The following is a 15,634-nucleotide window of genomic DNA, read 5'->3' as shown; positions in this document are numbered from 1 at the left end:
GCTGCGGGGTGAGTGCGGTGCAGCGGGGTGAGTGCGGCCTGGTGAGCGCGGCGCGGACGGGTCAGCGCTGCGGGGTGAGCGCTGCTTGGTGAGCGCGGCGCTCCAGGCTCCGAGGGGCACGCCTGCCGAGTGGTGCGGGACACGGCGCGTGGATGACCGGCGCACGCGTAGGTGTGGCCGCGGCTCCGCCCCGCTGGACGCGAACTGCTCAGGTGCGGATGCGCAGGCCGCGGGGAGTGGGGTGGAAGCCGGCGGCTTCGAGCGCCGCCGCGAGCGGGGAGTCGGTGATGGCGGTGCCGTCGGCCCGCTCTACCGTCAGCTTCCCCAGAGCTCCCCCCTTCACCGCCACGGCCAGGGCCTGCACGGCGGGCCGCAGGTCCTCCTCGGACCCGAACGAGAGCAGGGTCTTCCCGCCGCGTTCGACGTAGAGGATCAGTGCGCCCTCCACGAGCACCACCAGCGCACCGGCCTTGCGGCCCGGTTTGTGGCTCACGTCGTCCGTACGGTCCGGCCAGGGCAGGGCCGCGCCGTACGGGTTGGCGGGGTCGGTCGCCGCGAGCACGACCGCACGGCGGGGCGGCGGCGGGGCGGGGACCGACCACAGGTCCTCGGCCGGAGCGGGACGTGTGGACGACATGGCGCGCATGCGGTCGACCGCGCCCGGGAGGGCGAACTGGGCGGCGCCCAGACCCTCGACGAAGTAGCCCCGCCGGCACCGGCCGCTCTCCTCGAAGGCGCGCAGCACCTGGTAGACGGCGGAGAACCCGCCGGGCAGGCGCTCGGCGGTGATGCCGCCCCTGGTCAGCACGCCGTGCCGTTCCAGCAGGACTTCGGCCTGCGCGTGGGCCCGCTGGGTGGCGTCGGCCGACGGCGCGGGCAGCAGCCACCATCGGCCGCTCACGGTCGGCGGGCCGCTTCTCGTCGGCAGCACGGCGCGCCGGCGCCTGGTCGCGGCCGGGCGATGCGCGGGCCGTCCGGTGCCCAGCGTCGAGCGCAGCGGGGCGAGCGTGTCGCCGGTGACCCGGCCCGACCAGACGAGGTCCCACAGCGCCGCCGCGAGCGTCATGTCGTCCGGCACCGCGGCGGCGGCGCTCACCGCCGTGCCGGCGGCGCCGGGTTGCGTCGTGGTGCCGGGTTGCGTCGTGGTGCCGGGTTGCGTCGTGGTGCCGGGTTGCGTCGTGGTGCCGGGTTGCGTCGTGGTGCCGGGTTGCGTCGTGGTGCCGGGTTGCGTCGTGGTGCCGGGCTGCGCGGCGGTCGTCCCCGTGGGGCCGGTGACGCGGCCGAGGATCCTGGCCCGGCGGGCCGCGGCGGCGTCCGGGCCCGACGGCGCCGTGCCCTCGCCGAGCGCCGCCGCCGCGATGCGGTTGGACAGCTCACGGAAGAACAGCGCACCGCCCCCGCCGAGGATCTCCAGGATCTGCTCGTGCAGCGGAGTCATGGTGATCTCCGATGGCGTGGGAAGCAGCAGGGGCGCGGTGTCGGCGAAGTAGAGGCCGACCCATCCGTCGCCGCCGGGCAGCGAACCCTGGCCCGCCCAGACGACCTCGCCGGACGAGGTCAGCTCGTCGAGCAGGGCGGCGCTGTATCCGGGCACCCGCGCCGGCAGCACCAGCGACTCCAGCGCGGAAGCGGGAACCGCCGCACCCTGCAATCGTTCGATCGCCGTGATCAGAGCGTCCATGGCTCGCGCGGAGCCGTGGCCCTCCTGTCGCGCAGGACCCGCGTGCCCCCCCTCGGACCCCGCGAGCCCGGGCCTGCCGCCGTTCCCGCCCGGCCCGCCGCCGGTCGGCCTGACGCTCTGCGAGGCGATGCCGTGCCACGCGGGCAGGAACGCCGCCAGCGTCTCCGGGGGGACCGGTTCGACCTCCTTGCGGAGCCGCGCCAGCGACCGGCGCCGCAGCAGCCGCAGCACTCCGGCGTCGCACCACTCCTCGCCCCGGCCTCCGGGGCGGAACTCGCCCGAGACCACCCTGCCCGCCGCCGAGAGACGGCGCAGCGCGTCGTTCACCACCGCGACGCCTACGCCGAAGCGCGCGGCGGCCGTGCCGGAGGAGAACGGCCCACGGGTGCGCGCGTGCCGTGCGACCAGGTCGCCGAGCGGATCGGGGGCGGCGTGCGTGCCGCCCGGTCCGCCGGGCCCGCCTGCGAGCGGCGCTTCGAGGAACTCGTGGGGAACGCCCACCGGCAGCGGCACTCCGAGCGCGTCGCGCAGGCGCCAGGCGTCCTCGACGGCGGCCCATTGCTCGAGACCCGCCACGCGCACCCGGATGGCCCGGCGCGCCCGCTCCAGACCGGCGAGCCAGGAGGGGTCGCCCTCGCGGATCGAGACGTCCTGGGCGAGCAGCGGGCCGTGCGAGCGCAGCAGGTCGGCGAGGTCCTCGGCGTCACGCAACGGCCTGTCCAGCCGTGCCAGCTCCCGCTCGGTCTCGGCCACGACATCCGGGTCGAGCAACTCCCGCAGGTCGGCCTGTCCCATGAGCTCGGCGAGGAGCGCGGTGTCGAGGGCGAGCGCCTGCGCCCGCCGCTCGGCCAGCGGCGCGTCACCCTCGTACATGAACGCGCCGATGTAGTTGAACAGCAGCGACGCCGCGAACGGGGACGCCTGCGCGGTCTCGACCTCGACCACCCGCACCCGGCGGGCTGCCACGTCCCGCATGAGGTCCACGAGGCCGGGCACGTCGAAGACGTCCTGCAGGCACTCGCGCATCGTCTCCAGCACCACCGGGAACCCGGCGTACTTGCTCGCGACGCCGAGCAGGTGGGCCGCCCGCTGGCGCTGCTGCCACAGCGGGCTGCGCCTGCCGGGTGAACGGCGGGGCAGCAGGAGGGCCCGCCCGGCGCACTCACGGAACCGGGAGGCGAACAGGGCCGAGCCGCCCAGCTCCTCGACCACGACCTGCTCGATCTCCTCGGCGTCGAAGACCGCGACGTCGGTCGGCGCCTCCTCGAAGGTGTCGGGCACGCGCAGCACGATGCCGTCGTCGGAGTGGACGGCCTGGACGTCGACGCCGTACCGCTCGCGCAGCCGCCGCCCGATGGCGAACGCCCAGGGGGCGTGGACCCGCGCGCCGAAGGGGGAGTGGATCACCACGCGCCAGTCGCCCAGCTCGTCGCGGAACCGCTCGACCACGAGCGTGCGGTCGTCGGGCACATAGCCCGTCGCCTCCCGCTGCTCGGTCAGGTAGGCGAGCAGGTTGCCTGCGGCGTAGTCGTCGAGACCCGCCGCGCGGATCCGCCCGAGCGCCTTCGCCGCGTCGCCCCGGCCGCCCGCCCCCGCCGCCGACAGCTCGCGGAGGAACGCGCCGATCGCGCGGCCCAGCTCGGCTGGGCGGCCCGGCGCGTCTCCGTGCCAGAAGGGCAGCTTGCCCGGCTGCCCGGGCGCGGGGGAGACCAGGACCCGGTCGGCGGTGATGTCCTCGATGCGCCACGAGGTCGCGCCCAGCACGAACACGTCGCCGACGCGGGACTCGTAGACCATCTCCTCGTCCAGCTCGCCCACGCGCGACGCCTTGTCGCCCACCAGGAACACGCCGAACAGTCCGCGGTCGGGGATGGTGCCCCCGTTCGTCACCGCCAGGCGCTGGGCCCCGGGGCGGCCCTGGAGGGTGCCGGTCACCCGGTCCCACACGATCCGCGGCCGCAGCTCGGCGAACTCCTCGCTCGGGTAGCGCCCGGCGAGCATGTCGAGCGTCGCCTCCAGCGCGCCGCGCGGCAGCGTGGCGTACGGCGCGGCCCTGCGCACCACCGCCTCCAGCGAGTCGACCGTCCACTCGTCGAGCGCGGTCATCGCGACGATCTGCTGGGCCAGCACGTCGAGGGGGTTGCGCGGATAGCGGATCTCCTCGATCCGCCCCGCCCGCATGCGCTCGGCCACGACGGCCGTCTGGACCAGGTCTCCCCGGTACTTCGGGAAGATGACGCCCCGGGACACGGCCCCGACCTGGTGCCCGGCGCGGCCGATGCGCTGCAGCCCGCTGGCCACGCTGGGCGGCGCCTCGACGCAGGCGACCAGGTCGACCGAGCCCATGTCGATGCCGAGTTCCAGGCTGGAGGTCGCGACCACCGCGGGCAGGCGGCCCGACTTCAGCGCCTCCTCGATCTGGGACCGCTCCTCCTTCGAGACGGAGCCGTGGTGCGCCCGCACCACCTCGGGCATCGCGCCGCCCGAGACCCCCGCCTGCGCCATGTACTCCGACGGCATGGCGGCCGGGCCGCCCCGCCAGGCCTCCGCGCGTCCGTCCCCGCGCTGGACCTGCGCGAGCCGGGCATCCGGCCGTGGCTCGTCCGGCCGCCCGGCCTTGTCCTGCTCGTCATGCTCGTCGTCCAGGCGCCGGCCGTCCGGCGGCGAGGTGGTCACGCGCTCGGTGTCCGTGAGCCGCGAATCCGGCGGCGAGGCGTCGGTCTGTCCGGTGTCCGTGCGCGGGGCGTCGAGCAGGTCGCGCCGGTCCGACCACTGCGCGTGCAACTCCTCGAAGGCCTCCGACCAGTGGGCCGGATCCCCCGCGCCCTGATCCTCGCTCCGCGCGGGTGCGGACCGTCGCTCCCAGGCGAGCTCGTTGAGCCGGGTGCACAGGCGCTCCGACAGCCGCCGCGAATTGGCGAAGACGATCGTGGACCGATGGGCCTCGATCAGGTCGAGAAGGTGCTCCTCCACATGCGGCCAAATGCTCCTGCGGTGCTCCGGCGACTCGCCGTCCGCGCCGGGCGGAGGCGGCGCGAGCTCGGTCATGTCCTCCACCGGGACCACGACGTCGACCTCGATGACCTTCTCGGAGGGCGGCTGCACGACCGTGGCCGTGCGGGTCCCGCCGAGGAACGTCGCCACCTCCTCCACCGGCCGTACGGTCGCCGACAGCCCGATGCGCTGGGCCGGAGCGGGCAGCAGGGCGTCGAGCCGCTCCAGCGTCAGCGCGAGGTGTGCCCCGCGCTTGGTCCCCGCGACGGCGTGGACCTCGTCCACGATCACGGTCTGCACGCCGCGCAGCGCCTCGCGCGCCTGCGAGGTGAGGATCAGGAACAGGGACTCGGGCGTCGTGATCAGGATGTCGGAGGGCCGCGCGGCGAACCGGCGCCGGTCCTCGGCCGCGGTGTCTCCGGAGCGGATGGCCACCGAGATGTCGGGCGCGGGCAGCCCCATCCGCAGCGCCGTCTGCCGGATGCCGGTGAGCGGGGCCCGCAGGTTCCGCTCGACGTCGACCGCGAGCGCCTTCAACGGTGAGACGTACACGACCCGGCACGGCCGGGGCGGCTCCCCGTCCGCCTTCCGGCCGCGTCGTGCGCCACGTCGGCCACCCGGCCGCTCGCTGTGCCGCTCGCCTGGCCGCCCCGCATCGGACCCGCCGTGGCGCTCCTGCCGCGCCGCCATGTCCGCCGCCGTGCCCGCCGCCGTGCTCGTCGCGGCGTCCGCCGCCGTGTCCGCCGGCGCGGAAGGGCTCGCCGTGTGCTCGACGGCGAGGCGGTCGATGGCCCACAGGAAGGCCGCGAGCGTCTTTCCCGACCCGGTGGGTGCGACCACGAGCGTGTTGTCGCCCCGCGCGATCGACGACCACGCGCCCTCCTGAGCGGCGGTCGGCGTCGCGAAGGCGCCGGTGAACCAATGCCTGGTCACCGGGCTGAAGCCGTCGAGCGAACCCACCTGCCCATCATGCATCGCGCCACCGACAGAAAACGCCGCGAGTCATCCCACCGCCAGGTGAGAGGCAAGTGCGGGGCAAGCCGGCCCCGCCAGGCTGATCCCCGTACGACGCGACCCTATTCACGACGGAGGGAACACGACATGTTCGCCAGGAGAATCCGCACCGACCGGCAGGACCTCGCCCATCAGGCTTATCAGGCCCGCCAGGCCCGCCGGGTCCGGTACGAGGCGCTGCGTGCGGAGCGTGCGGAGTGGATCGGCTGGCGAAAATGGCTGCTTCCCTGACGCCGGACTGGCATGACACGCCACGCTCGGGACAATCTTCCCCAGTATGAGAATCGACTACGCGGCCATAGAGGCGGAGCGCTCGCGGATCCGCGAGCGCTACCTGAGCGAGCGCCGCGCCGCCAGCAGCGCGAGGGGCCTGCACCACTTCGCACTGATCTCGTCAGACGTCGAGCGGACGATCCGCTTCTACCACGAGCTCCTCGAGTTCCCGCTGACCGAGATCTTCGAGAACCGCGACTACCGCGGGTCCAACCACTTCTTCTTCGACATCGGCAACGGCAACCTGCTGGCGTTCTTCGATCTGCCGGGCCTCGACCTGGAGCCGTACAAGGAGGTCCTCGGGGGGCTCCACCACATCGCGATCTCGGTGGAGCGGGAGACGTGGGAGCGCCTGCGCGGCAAGCTCGACGCCGCCGGTGTGCCGTACCAGGTGGAGAGCGGCAGCTCGATCTACTTCCGGGACCCGGACGGAGCCCGGCTGGAGCTGCTCGCCGACCCGCTCGGCGAGATGTACGGCAGCCGCGTGATGTAGCCGTCTCCCGCGGGGACGCCGCCGCGGCCGGGACGGCTCATCCCGGCCGCGGCGTCATACTGAACGAATGCGTCTCACGGACTTCTGGAACAGGATGCGCCGCCACTTCGGCGAGGCGTACGCGGAGTCGTGGGCGAAGGACTACGTGATCGCCGGGCTCGGCGGGCGCACGGTCGAGCAGGCCCTCGCGGAGGGCGTGGGGGCCAAGCAGGTCTGGCAGGCCGTCTGCCAGGAGGTCGACGTGGACCCCAGACTGCGCTGACCCCTCTCTCCGCGCCCCCGCCCCCTCTCGTCCCCGCCGCCGTACCACGCCGCCTGGCGAAGCCGCGCCGGGCCGAACGCCAGGCGGCGGCGATCCGGGTCGACGCCGGGGCGCGGCACGCCGCACGGCTGTGTTTCGCGGTAACGGGTTCATGACGGTGCGGTGAGGCGTCGCCCACGGACGGCACTCTTGGAGCGTGCCCTCCCCGACTCCCTCGCCGGCGCCCGGTTCCCCAGCCCGCCCCGCCGGAGAGCGCCGTGGGCGTGGATGGTGGAGAGCGGGGGTGGTCTTCTCCGCGCTGCTGGCAGCGGCCGGGGTGGTGGAGTTGATCGCCGATCCGCTCCACCTCGGCACCGGCGTTGTGGACGTGCTCGACAAGCGGGCCAGCGTGATCGGCATGCTGCTGTGCGCTGCAGTACGCCCAGACCCGTCGGCACGCCTACGACCTGGTGTGGTGGACGAGGGCCGAGGACGCCGAGCGGATCCAGGCAGGCATGGCCGGCCTGTGCCGCGAGCTCTGCCGCAGGCACGGCGGGCACGCCGCGACGGCTGCCGGGCAGGCACCGGCGGAGGAGGCCGCGGAGTGGGCGCTGGCCTGGTTGTCCGGCACCACGGCCCGGTGGCTGGTGGTGTTCGACAACGTCGAGGACATCGACGATGCCCACCGGGTGGCCGGTCGGCTGGGCGCGGGGCACGTGCTGCTGACCACGCGCCGCGACGTCGGGTGGGAGGAACTGGCCCCCACGGTGATCCGCCTTGACGCGCTGCCGCACACGGCGGCGATCACGCTCCTTCTCCACCTGATGGGGCCGGGGGCGGCCGGCGAGACGGAGGCGGTGGGGGAACTCGCCCACGAGCTGGGCGGGTTGCCGCTGGCGCTCAAGCAGGCCGGCGCCTACATCGCCCTCACTCCCGGCATGACCGTCGCCGCTTACCTGACGTTGCTACGGACCGCTCCACTGAGGGCGCTGAGTGCCGACTCGCGCCGCCGTGCCTCCGTACAAGCCGGTGAGGACGTCGTCGCCGCGTCTGGGCCATCACGTGCGACCGCATCGGCCGGCTCGACGCCCTGGCCATGAGGGCGCTGCAAGTGCTGGCCTGCTACGCCCCCGACGACCTGCCCCACCGTGCTCGCCGGGCTGGACGGCGCGGACGCGCCCGGCGTGGCCGACGCCCTGGGCCTGCTGGCCTCCTACAGCATGATCAGCCGGTCTCCCGATCGTCTGGCCGTAAGCGTCCACCTCCTGGTTCAGACCATCACGCTCGCCGGCCTGCCCGACGAGGAGCAGGCGGAACTTCGCCGCACCGCGGCCGGCCTGCTGTGCGCCGCGCTCCCGTCGAACCCCGGGAACATCTCCTCCTGGCCCGCCTATGCCCGGCTGCTGCCGCACGCCCGCGCCGTCCTCCACCCCGGCTCCTCCGGCATGCGCGCCGTCATCGAGTACCTGCGGGCCAGCGGTGACTACCGCGCCGCCACGGCCTTCCAACAGCAGCGCGTCTCCGCCCTCCACGACACCCTCGGCCCGCACCATCCGGGCACGTTGATCGCCCGGACCAACCTGGCCTACTGGATGGGGAAGGCGGGGGACGCGGCCGGGGCGCTCGGCTTGTTCGCGGCGCTGCTGCCGGTGCGTGAGCGGGTGTCGGGCTCGGAGCATCCCAACACGTTGACCGTCCGGGCCAACCTCGCCCACTGGACGGGGGAGGCGGGGGATCCGGCCCTGGCCCGCGATCTGTTCGCGGCGCTGCTGCCGATACGTGAACGGGTATCCGGCCCACGGCATCCCAACACGGTGAAGACCCGGACCAGCCTTGCTCTCTGGAACGAGAGGGCCGAGCGGAGCATGTGATCTCCACTGCTCGCGCCGGATTCTTGTCTTCTCTCGTCGTCGACGGCATCCACTTGAACGACGGTTGAGTGCTTGCTAACGTGTTGAACAGATGAATACGGAGGAAGCACATGGGCGGAGACCACCTCACCCCGGATGAGGCGCTCCGGGAGATCGGGCGCGTGGATCTGCGGGTCCGGCATTCCTCGCGCGGGCCCGGACGGGCGTACCTGCTGGTGGGACTGGCCACGATGGTCTACTGGCCGGCGATGTTCCTCGGCTTCCATCCGTTGCCGTTGATCGCCGGAATCGGATGGATCGTCCTGACGATCGCCCTGTGCGTGTACATGGCCCGGCTGCGGGTCCACGACCGGCTGATGAAACGGATCAACGGGCCGGTCTCGGCGGCGTACGTGCTGACGATGATGCTGCCGTTCGTCGCCGGCGTCTGGATGCTGCCCGACAGGCCCACGGCGGGCTGGACGGCGGCGCTCGTCGCTCTGTCGGTGCTCGCCGGGCTGCCCCTGGTGTACGGCGGGCTCCGCCTGATGAGGAACCGATGACCACCCACCCGCGCCACGAGCTCGACGAGATCATCCACGCGCCGGTGCGGCTGTCCATCATGGCGGCCCTGGCCGCGGCCGAGAAGGCCGACTTCCGCTTCCTCCGCGACACCATCGAGGTCAGCGACTCGCTGCTCAGCAAGCACATCCTCACGCTCGAAGAGGCCGGCTACGTCCGCGTGGAGAAGACCTTCGTCGGCAAGCGGGCGCGCACGTGGCTCTCGCTGACCGATCGGGGGCGTACGGCCTTCGAGACCTACATGAATGTCCTGCGACGAATTGTGGAGGCAACCCCCCGTGCTTGAACTCGACGGCCTGCGTAAACGCTACGGAGACAAGACCGCACTCGACGGGGTGGGCTTCACCGTACGGCCCGGCGAGATGTTCGGGTTCGTCGGCGCCAACGGCGCGGGCAAGACCACGACGATGCGGATCGTCATGGGTGTGCTCGACGCCGACTCCGGCGAGGTGCGCGTCGACGGCCACCCGGTGACGTACGACGACCGCCGCGGCTTCGGCTACATGCCGGAGGAGCGCGGCCTCTACCAGAAGATGAAGGTCGCCGAGCAGGTCGAATACTTCGGCAGGCTGCACGGGCTCGCCCCGTCCGCCGCGCGCGCGGCCACGGCCGCCCTGCTCGAGCGGCTCGGGCTGGTGGAGCGGCGCGACGACGCCGTCGAGGCGCTGTCGCTCGGCAACCAGCAGAGGGTGCAGCTCGCGGTCGCGCTCGTCCACGAGCCGGCGGTCCTGATCCTCGACGAGCCGTTCTCGGGCCTGGATCCGCTGGCGGTCGACGCGCTCGCGGAGGTGCTGAAGGACCGCGCCGCCGCGGGCGTGCCGGTGATCTTCTCCAGTCACCAGCTCGACGTGGTCGAACGGCTCTGCGACTCGGTCGGCATCATCTCCGCGGGCCGCATGGTGGCACACGGCCCGGTGGCCGAGCTGCGGGAGCGGGAGGGCCGCGGGGTGCTGCGTGTCGTGGTCAGGGACGCCGCGCCCGGCTGGGCCGACGGGCTGCCCGGTGAGCTGACCCGGGAGGGCGACCGCGACGTCCTGCTGTGCGAGGAGGGCGACGACCAGGTCATCCTCCGTACGGCCGTCGGCGCGGGCAAGGTGGAGCACTTCGGCCGCAGGCAGCCCACGCTGGCCGAGATCTTCAGGGAGGCGGTGGCATGAACGGGCTGATGCTGGTGGCCCAGCGGGAGATCCGCACGCGCGTCAGGACGAAGTCGTTCCTGATCAGCCTGGCGGTCAGCGCGGTCCTGGTGGCCGCGCTCGCGTTCCTGCCGAAGGTCCTGGGCGGTGGCGACACCTACGACGTGGGCGTCGTGGGGAACGCGCCCGCGCCCGTCGCCCAGCTGGCGTACTCCCGGTTGCCGGACGAGGCGGCGGCGCGCAAGGCCGTGATCGACGGGGACGTCGACGCGGCCCTGATCGACGGCGGCAAGGTCCTCGCGAACGGCGAACTCGACCAGCGGCTCGGGCTGATCCTCGAAGCCGCACACCGGGACGCCCAGATCAAGGCGGCCGGCGTCACGATCACGCCGTTGCAGGTGGAGTCGGTCGGCGCCGACGCCGAATACCAGAGCGTGCGCACCGGGCTCGCCACGCTCCTCGTGATGGTGCTGTTCTTCCTGCTCATCTACAGCGCGATGTACGTCGCCATGGGCGTGGTGGAGGAGAAGGGCAGCCGGATCGTCGAGATCCTGCTCACCTCGGTGCGTCCCTGGCAGCTCCTCGGCGGCAAGATCGTCGGGCTGGGCGCGCTGGGACTGATCAATCTCGCCGTGATCATCGTCGTCGGCCTCGCGGTGTCCTTCGCGACCGGCTTCACGGCCGACCTGCCGCCCGGAATGGCGGGAATCCTGGTCAGCGCGATCGTCTGGTTCGTGCTCGGCTACGCCTTCTTCTCGGCGCTCGCCGCCGCCTTCGGCTCGCTGGTCTCGCGGCAGGAGGAGCTCAACAGCGTCCTGACGCCGATGACCACGCTGATGATGCTCACCTACGTGACGGCCTACTTCGCCGCCCTCGAGCCCACCGGCACACTCGCGCGCGTCCTGTCGCTCGTGCCGCCGTTCTCCTCGATGGTCATGCCGGTGCGTACGGCGGCCGCGGACGTGCCGCTGGGGGAGATCCTCATCGCCGGAGTGCTCATGGTCGTGGCCGTGGCCGCCGTCCTGCTGGGCGCGGCCCGCGTCTACCGGCGGGCGGTGCTCCGCACCGGCGCCCGGGTCAAGCTGGGCGAAGTCGTCCGCTGACGGGCCGGGCCCGGGAGGGTCAGGGGTGCCCGGAGAGCGTCCGGCTGATCATCTCGGCCGCACGGCCGGGGTCGTCGGCGCTCTCCTGGCCGCCCGGGGCCCACAGGAACATCCATCCTTCCCTGGCGGGCGTCGCGAAGACGATCGTCCGCCTGCCGGTGCCCGGGTGCCGGACGGACAGGACCGGATCGTCCGTGCCGAGCAGGCGCGCGGCGAGACCGTGTTCGGGGAGCCGCGCCGCGAGCGCCGCGAGGTGGATCAGGCGCTGTCCGCTGTAGTCGCCGGTGCCCGTCACGTGGCCCCTCCAGCGGGAGATCCAGCTTTGGCTACAAGGATCGTCCCAGGTCAGCGAGCTGGCAACCATGGGGAGGTAACGCCCAGGAATTTGACTTCCTCCCGGCCCTGAAGGACCTGGATTCCCGCCCTCACGGGCTGGGCTTCCTGCTTCACCGCCGACCGCCGAGGGAGGACCCTTGCGGACTTACGTCAGCTCCACAGGCAGACACCGCTCGACCAGCGGCCAGGATGTTCTTGGCGGCGTTGACGTCCCGGTCGTGCCGGGTGCCGCAGTCCGGGCACGTCCAGTGCCGTGTGGACAGAGAGAGTTCGGCGAGCAGGTGCCCGCACGCGCTGCACGTCTTCGAGCTGGGAAACCAGCGGTCGATCACGACCAGGCGCCGCCCGTACCGCTGGGTTTTGTATTCGAGTTGGCGGCGGAACTCGCCCCACCCGCAGTCGGAGATCGCCCGGGCGAGGTGCCGGTTGCGGACCATGCCTTTGACGTTGAGGTCTTCATCACGATCAGGTCGTGGTCGCGGACCAGCCGTGTGGAGGTTCGGTGCAGGAAGTCGGCGCGGGTGGTGTGGGCGCGGGCGACCTTCGCCCTGGCCTTGGCCCGGTTGGCCGATCCGCGCTGCTTGCGGGCCATTCTGCGCTGGTAGCGGGCCAGGTTTTTGGCCTTGCGCTCCAAATGGCGCGGGTTGGAAATCTTCTCACCGGTGGACAGCACGGCGAAGTCGCTCACGCCGAGGTCGACCCCGATCTGGCCGCCAACGGCGGGCAGCGGCTCGGGTCCGGTTGCAGCCTCCACCGTCAGGGAGGCGTACCAGCGGCCGTCGTTGTCGCGGGAGACGGTTACCGTGGTCGGGTTGATCGTGGCGGGGTCGACCTCCGGCCAGGACCACACGAACTCCAGCGGGCCGTCCATCTTCGCCAGGTGCAGTCGCCCGTCGCGCCAGCGGAACGCGCTGCGTGTGTAGGTCGCGCACTGGCGGCCATGCCGTGACTTGAACCGCGGATACTTGGCGCGTCCGGCGAAGAAGTTCACGAACGCCCTGTGCTGGTGCCGCAAAGCCTGCTGCAACGGGACGCTGGAGACCTCGTACAGGAAGTCGTGGCCGCCGTCGCGTTTCAGCTCGGTCAGGTACCGGTCGGTGTGCGCATAGGAGGTCTTCACTCCCTCGGTGCGGTAGCGGGCCCTGCCGCCACGCCAGGACGGTGGTCCAGACCAGGCGCAGGCAGCCGAAGGTGCGGTTCAGCGCCGTCGCTTGTTCGGCGGTGGGGTAGATCCGCACCTTGTAGGCCGTACGCATGTTCGCATTTTACGAGCGCTTTGCCTGGCTGTCAGTGGAAGGAGCAAATCATGAGCGCTTGGCGCTCTGGGCTGTCCCGGCTTCGCCGGGCCGCCACTCGCAGGGTCCGGACTCCTCCCCTGAAGCTGAAGGATCGGATTTCCTCCGGATGATCCGGTGATCGAACAGTCGTTCGGCTATATTGGACTGGTCGCCTCCGGGGTGCGCGCCGTCAGGTCGCCGGGGCGCGGCAGACTCCCGGCCCGCCTCCCTGGCGGTGTGCGGGAAGCTCCGGAAAATGTCGGTGGCACCCCGTAGCTTTTCGGTGACCGAGCAGACGACCACCCTCCAGGGGGCACCCAATGGCAATCAACGACCGCGAGAAGGCCCTTGAGACCGCCCTCGCGCAAATCGAGCGGCAGTTCGGCAAGGGCACCGTCATGCGCCTCGGAGACGACGCGCGTGCCCCGATCGAGGTCATCCCCACCGGTGCGATCGCCCTCGACGTCGCCCTCGGCATCGGCGGCTTCCCCCGTGGCCGGATCGTCGAGGTGTACGGCCCCGAGTCCTCCGGTAAGACGACGGTCGCCCTGCACGCCGTGGCCAACGCCCAGAAGGGCGGCGGCATCGCCGCCTTCATCGACGCCGAGCACGCCCTCGACCCCGAGTACGCGAAGAAGCTGGGGGTCGACGTCGACGCGTTGCTCGTGTCCCAGCCGGACACCGGTGAGCAGGCGCTCGAGATCGCGGACATGCTGATCCGCTCCGGCGCCGTCGACATCATCGTGATCGACTCGGTGGCGGCCCTCGTGCCGAAGGCCGAGATCGAGGGCGAGATGGGCGACAGCCACGTCGGCCTCCAGGCCCGGCTCATGTCGCAGGCCCTGCGCAAGGTCGCCGGCGCCCTGAACCAGACCCGGACGACCGCCATCTTCATCAACCAGCTCCGCGAGAAGATCGGCGTCATGTTCGGAAGCCCCGAGACCACCACGGGTGGTAAGGCGCTGAAGTTCTACGCGTCGGTGCGGCTCGACGTGCGCAGGATCGAGACGCTCAAGGACGGCACCGAGCCGGTCGGCAACCGGACCCGGGTGAAGGTCGTCAAGAACAAGATGGCCCCGCCCTTCCGCCAGGCCGACTTCGACATCCTCTACGGCATCGGCATCTCCCGCGAGGGCGGCCTGATCGACATGGGCGTCGAGCACGGGTTCGTGCGCAAGGCCGGCGCCTGGTACACGTACGAGGGCGACCAGCTCGGGCAGGGCAAGGAGAACGCCCGCAACTTCCTGAAGAACAACCCCGACATCGCCAACGAGATCGAGAAGAAGATCAAGGAGAAGCTCGGAGTCGGGCCGCGGCTCGACACGCCGGGCGAGCCCGCCGCCGCTCCGGCGGCGCCGCCCGCTCCCGCGTCCGGCCGGGCGCCCGCAGCTGCGGCCGGCCGGGGCGGCAAGGCGGCCGCCACGCCCAAGCCGGGTGACGTCTGAGCGCAGGCATGAGGCGTGAGGAGTCCCCCCGCCCGGAGGGCGAGATCGGGCCGGGGGACTGGAACTCCGGACCCTGGGGACCAGCCGAAGAGCCGCCCGGATCCGCCGAGGACGCGTCCGCGACGATCGCCGCCCTGCGGGCGGAGATCCGCAGGCGCTCCGGTGGTGCTTCGGGCCGGCGCGGTGGTGATGGCGCCGAGGGCTTCGGCGACACCGGGGGTTTGGGCGGTGCCGAGGGCTTCGGCGGTGCCGGGGACGACACCGCGGGCTCCGGCGGGGGCGGTCTCTGGGAGCGTGACGCATCGGGCCGGGAGGATCCCGGGCCCGGACGCCGGCGTCAGGGGCGCGGCAGGCGGCGCCGGGGAGACAGCCGGGGAGACAGGGGTGAGCCGCGCCAGCGGTCCGGAGGGTGGCTGCCCGACGGGCCGCAGGAGGGCACCGCGGCGAGCGAGGGGCCGCCGGCCGACCCGGAGGCGGTGGCCAGGGCCATCTGCCTGCGGCTGCTGACGATGGCGCCCAAGACCCGGGCCCAGCTCGCGGAGGCGTTGCGCAAGCGGGACGTGCCCGAGGAGGCGGCCGACGCCGTGCTGGAGCGGTTCTCCGAGGTCGGGCTCATCGACGACGAGGCGTTCGCCGCCGCGTGGGTGAGCTCCCGGCACGCCGGTCGCGGCCTCGCCCGCCGCGCGCTCGCCCAGGAACTGCGGCAGCGCGGCGTCGCGGAGGAGACGGTCAAGGACGCCGTCGGGCGGCTCGATCCCGACGAGGAGACCGAGACCGCGCGCAGGCTGGTGGAGCGGAAACTGGCGGCCACCCGAGGGGTGGAGCCGCAGGCGCGCATGCGACGATTGGTCGGCATGCTGGCCCGCAAGGGCTACTCGCCGGGCCTGGCCTTCCGCGTGGTCCGAGAGGCGATCGAGGCCGAAGGCAGCCCGTCAGATGGGCTTCCGGATACTTTCGAGTGAGCCATAGCACCATGCAAAAGTCACTTGACAGGGCATCTTTGCTTGCTCGTTACCTCTCTGACGCTTAATCTCGACCGCAGTGAGGAGTTACTCCGCGCAGCGCGGATTGCCATAACGGTGTACACGACGGACGAGAGACTTTGACCGGCCTTCGGGCCATATCGGCCGCCCCTCGGGGCGTCCGGGCATTGCGACCATATTTGTCCTGGTGGCGCCACCGGGTGCTGCCGTGCTGCGTGTGTGACCC

At 72.3% G+C, this 15,634-nt stretch carries 13 protein-coding genes and 1 pseudogene; 11 read left to right on the top strand and 3 right to left on the bottom strand.

Features of this window, described 5'->3' with window-relative positions:
• Positions 1 to 208: 208 nt before the first annotated feature.
• Positions 209 to 5,650 carry a DEAD/DEAH box helicase gene (locus tag HHX30_RS03750; protein WP_169979318.1) on the bottom strand — a complete coding sequence of 1,814 codons (5,442 nt, stop codon included), beginning with the start codon at positions 5,648 to 5,650 and terminating at the stop codon, positions 209 to 211.
• 126 nt (positions 5,651 to 5,776) lie between these two features.
• On the opposite strand from HHX30_RS03750, the gene HHX30_RS03745 reads away from it, so the two are divergent.
• The 9 genes from HHX30_RS03745 (at position 5,777) to HHX30_RS03705 (ending at position 11,367) form a co-directional block, all read left to right on the top strand.
• Positions 5,777 to 5,920, top strand: a complete 144-nt coding sequence (locus HHX30_RS03745; RefSeq protein WP_169979316.1) for a hypothetical protein — start codon at positions 5,777 to 5,779, stop codon at positions 5,918 to 5,920.
• 46 nt (positions 5,921 to 5,966) lie between these two features.
• Entirely contained in the window at positions 5,967 to 6,455 is a 489-nt protein-coding gene (locus tag HHX30_RS03740) for a VOC family protein (RefSeq protein ID WP_169979314.1), read from the top strand.
• Positions 6,456 to 6,522: 67 nt separating this feature from the next.
• Positions 6,523 to 6,717: a DUF3046 domain-containing protein gene (locus HHX30_RS03735; RefSeq protein ID WP_169979312.1), complete on the top strand. Its 195-nt coding sequence runs from the start codon at positions 6,523 to 6,525 to the stop codon at positions 6,715 to 6,717.
• A 449-nt stretch (positions 6,718 to 7,166) separates the two neighbouring features.
• Complete coding sequence (locus HHX30_RS03730) at positions 7,167 to 7,796, top strand: hypothetical protein (RefSeq protein WP_169979310.1); 630 nt, start codon at positions 7,167 to 7,169, stop codon at positions 7,794 to 7,796.
• Positions 7,797 to 7,844: 48 nt separating this feature from the next.
• On the top strand, positions 7,845 to 8,567 hold the full coding sequence (locus tag HHX30_RS43135; protein ID WP_169979308.1) for a tetratricopeptide repeat protein: 723 nt from the start codon (positions 7,845 to 7,847) through the stop codon (positions 8,565 to 8,567).
• A 110-nt stretch (positions 8,568 to 8,677) separates the two neighbouring features.
• Entirely contained in the window at positions 8,678 to 9,109 is a 432-nt protein-coding gene (locus HHX30_RS03720; protein WP_169979306.1) for a hypothetical protein, read from the top strand.
• Entirely contained in the window at positions 9,106 to 9,414 is a 309-nt protein-coding gene (locus HHX30_RS03715; protein WP_169979304.1) for a transcriptional regulator, read from the top strand. The genes HHX30_RS03720 and HHX30_RS03715 overlap by 4 nt, the downstream gene beginning before the upstream one ends.
• Positions 9,407 to 10,285 carry an ATP-binding cassette domain-containing protein gene (locus HHX30_RS03710; protein ID WP_310741691.1) on the top strand — a complete coding sequence of 293 codons (879 nt, stop codon included), beginning with the start codon at positions 9,407 to 9,409 and terminating at the stop codon, positions 10,283 to 10,285. The genes HHX30_RS03715 and HHX30_RS03710 overlap by 8 nt, the downstream gene beginning before the upstream one ends.
• Positions 10,282 to 11,367 (top strand): ABC transporter permease, encoded by a 1,086-nt coding sequence (locus HHX30_RS03705; protein ID WP_169979300.1) that lies wholly within the window; start codon positions 10,282 to 10,284, stop codon positions 11,365 to 11,367. The genes HHX30_RS03710 and HHX30_RS03705 overlap by 4 nt, the downstream gene beginning before the upstream one ends.
• Positions 11,368 to 11,386: 19 nt before the next feature.
• Here HHX30_RS03705 and HHX30_RS03700 read toward each other — a convergent pair whose 3' ends face one another.
• Both HHX30_RS03700 and HHX30_RS03695 read right to left on the bottom strand, forming a co-directional pair.
• Positions 11,387 to 11,662, bottom strand: a complete 276-nt coding sequence (locus HHX30_RS03700; protein ID WP_169979298.1) for a hypothetical protein — start codon at positions 11,660 to 11,662, stop codon at positions 11,387 to 11,389.
• A 50-nt stretch (positions 11,663 to 11,712) separates the two neighbouring features.
• Positions 11,713 to 12,959: pseudogene (locus HHX30_RS03695) on the bottom strand (RNA-guided endonuclease InsQ/TnpB family protein).
• A 341-nt stretch (positions 12,960 to 13,300) separates the two neighbouring features.
• Between HHX30_RS03695 and recA the strand changes: the two are divergent.
• Together recA and recX are read left to right on the top strand one after the other, a co-directional pair.
• Positions 13,301 to 14,425, top strand: coding sequence for a recombinase RecA (recA, locus tag HHX30_RS03690; protein WP_169979296.1), 1,125 nt, complete (start codon positions 13,301 to 13,303; stop codon positions 14,423 to 14,425).
• Positions 14,426 to 14,433: 8 nt separating this feature from the next.
• Positions 14,434 to 15,387: a recombination regulator RecX gene (recX, locus tag HHX30_RS03685; RefSeq protein WP_249349538.1), complete on the top strand. Its 954-nt coding sequence runs from the start codon at positions 14,434 to 14,436 to the stop codon at positions 15,385 to 15,387.
• The last annotated feature ends 247 nt before the right edge of the window (positions 15,388 to 15,634 follow it).

Origin of the sequence: Microbispora sp. H10836 (genome assembly GCF_012999525.1) — a bacterium.
GTDB lineage: Bacteria > Actinomycetota > Actinomycetes > Streptosporangiales > Streptosporangiaceae > Microbispora.
This window is presented reverse-complemented; position numbering and strand designations above follow the sequence as displayed.